General features: G+C 52.5%; 2 protein-coding genes. Both read left to right on the top strand.

Annotated elements, in window-relative coordinates:
* Window positions 1-894 precede the first annotated feature (894 nt).
* Window positions 895-1,233 (top strand): hypothetical protein, encoded by a 339-nt coding sequence (locus tag PsW74_RS18710; RefSeq protein WP_063287419.1) that lies wholly within the window; start codon window positions 895-897, stop codon window positions 1,231-1,233.
* A gap of 408 nt (window positions 1,234-1,641) precedes the next feature.
* Window positions 1,642-1,924 (top strand): AraC family transcriptional regulator (locus PsW74_RS29410; RefSeq protein WP_208988063.1); only part of this gene is annotated, 283 nt, incomplete at its 3' end.

The following is a 1,924-nucleotide window of genomic DNA, read 5'->3' as shown; positions in this document are numbered from 1 at the left end:
AAGCGGCAATGATTGCTCTGGCGAGAAAGATACTCATCACAGCCAATGCACTCCTCAGAGATAGTGTTCCATTCAATGCATAAACACAGTTGCCGCATCAAATGCGGGATGACGGCATCATGGGGGTGATTACAGATTGTAACCTGGTCGCCTCAATCTCTTTTCGAGCCCCCTCCTTTTCACCAATACACTCCCTTGTCAGAACTGCTGATTTGACAAGGGGGCTGTGCCATTTCACATTCATGTGCGATGCTTCACAATCTTTATACAAGCGGCTACTGCTTCTGTAATCAGCGGATATTTTTGTACCTATTTTCTGTCTAGGCGCAAATCTATTGTTATGAGTGGGAGGACGGTGAATACAACACTTCCTTCGGGAAGGAATAAACCTGCCTGTCTTGTATCAGGTTGTGAACCTCCCGCTCGCCAGTAGGTCGTAGAATTCACTGTGGAGCTCAAGCATCCAGTGCTGAGTTCATGAGTTTTGACGATTGTGGGTATGGATCCCGGCTCGGGGGCCGGGAAGACACCGAGGGGGAGGCAGCTGTTTGTCTCATGACCCGTTGAAGCGCCCTACTCTTTCCACCAATCCACACCCCTTGTCTAAATTACCGATTTGACAAGTTGGGTGTTTCATTCCACATTCATGTGTGAGGCGTCGAAACCTCGATACAAGCGGTTACCGCTCCCGTACATGGCGGATTTTTTGTGCCTTTTTTCTGAAGGGCGCAAACCCTTTGCTATGAGCGGGAGGACGGTGAATACAACACTTCCTTCGGGAAGGAATAAACCTGCCTGCCTTGTATCAGGTTTCGAACCTCCCGCTCGCCAGTGGGTCGTCGAAAGCCCTTTTGACGTGCGGTCCTTCAACTGCCGTATACAAGGGGCATTGAAATGACCAGTTCCCTCTGCGCATGTAGCGCCACAAATACTTTCCAAAATGAAATAGACGAAGTGCTCGTCGCTGCATCTGATTTGCAGAACCTTGCTTATATGCAGCAGCTGTTGCTGAGCGAGAGGATGCAGGACAGCAGTGAACGGGATGCTTTGTTCACTTTGCATTATGCCTTCCGCGACCGCTTGGAAGCTCTTCAAAAAAGCTGCGGACAGATTATTGACGCGTATTCCTCTCCCATGCCCAAAAGCAGGTTTCGGGAATACGGTCGGGAGCAGGTCGACCAGCCGCAGCCCATAACCAAAACAGTAGTGTTTCCAGACAAAGCCGGTTCCTGATCATCTCAGGCAATCGGCTTTTTTGATGGCCGCATGGGTGTCGTGGCGGGTGTTTTGCCGCGATGAGCCTGTGCAGACCGACTGTGCTTGAGCGTTTGGCGCCGTGCGTGCCAGCCGCTGTGGTGCCGGAGGCGGAACGCGCATACACCCCGCATTGCCGCCAAGGGTGCCCTGCTGGTCTGCGGAGCTGTCATCCCTTCGCAGGCCAGCGCTTTTTCAGGCTGTGGCATGTGGGATGCAAACATAGCAAGAATTGCAAAGAATGGTGCACCATGACCGCTTAAGCTTGGGCGGTGTTTCGTTTTAACAGAGCTGTACCCTTGATGTTTTGCCCCTTCCCCTCCCCAAATTCCGGCTCCTCTTTTGCGCAGGATGTTGTAAGCTTCTGCCGAGTATGGGAGGCTGACGATGCGGCATGAAGCTTTGCAGAAGAACATCTATAAGCAGCGGATTAACCGGGCGATGGATTATATTGAGCAGAACATCTGCGAGGACCTCTCCCTCGCCCAGATTGCTGATGCGGCGTGTTTTTCTCCCTATCACTTTCACCGTATCTTCAAGGCCATGACCGGAGAGACGGTCAATCAGTTCACCAGCCGGGTGCGGGTTGAAAAGGCCGCGCGGCGGCTGAAGCAGAATGCCAGCATCTCCATTACCGATGCGGCGCTGGACATGGGCTTTGCCTCACCCT

Origin of the sequence: Pseudovibrio sp. W74, from assembly GCF_001623085.1 — a bacterium.
Classification (GTDB): domain Bacteria; phylum Pseudomonadota; class Alphaproteobacteria; order Rhizobiales; family Stappiaceae; genus Pseudovibrio.
The sequence above is the reverse complement of the archived record's forward strand: the minus strand, read 5'-3'. Positions and strand labels throughout refer to the sequence as shown.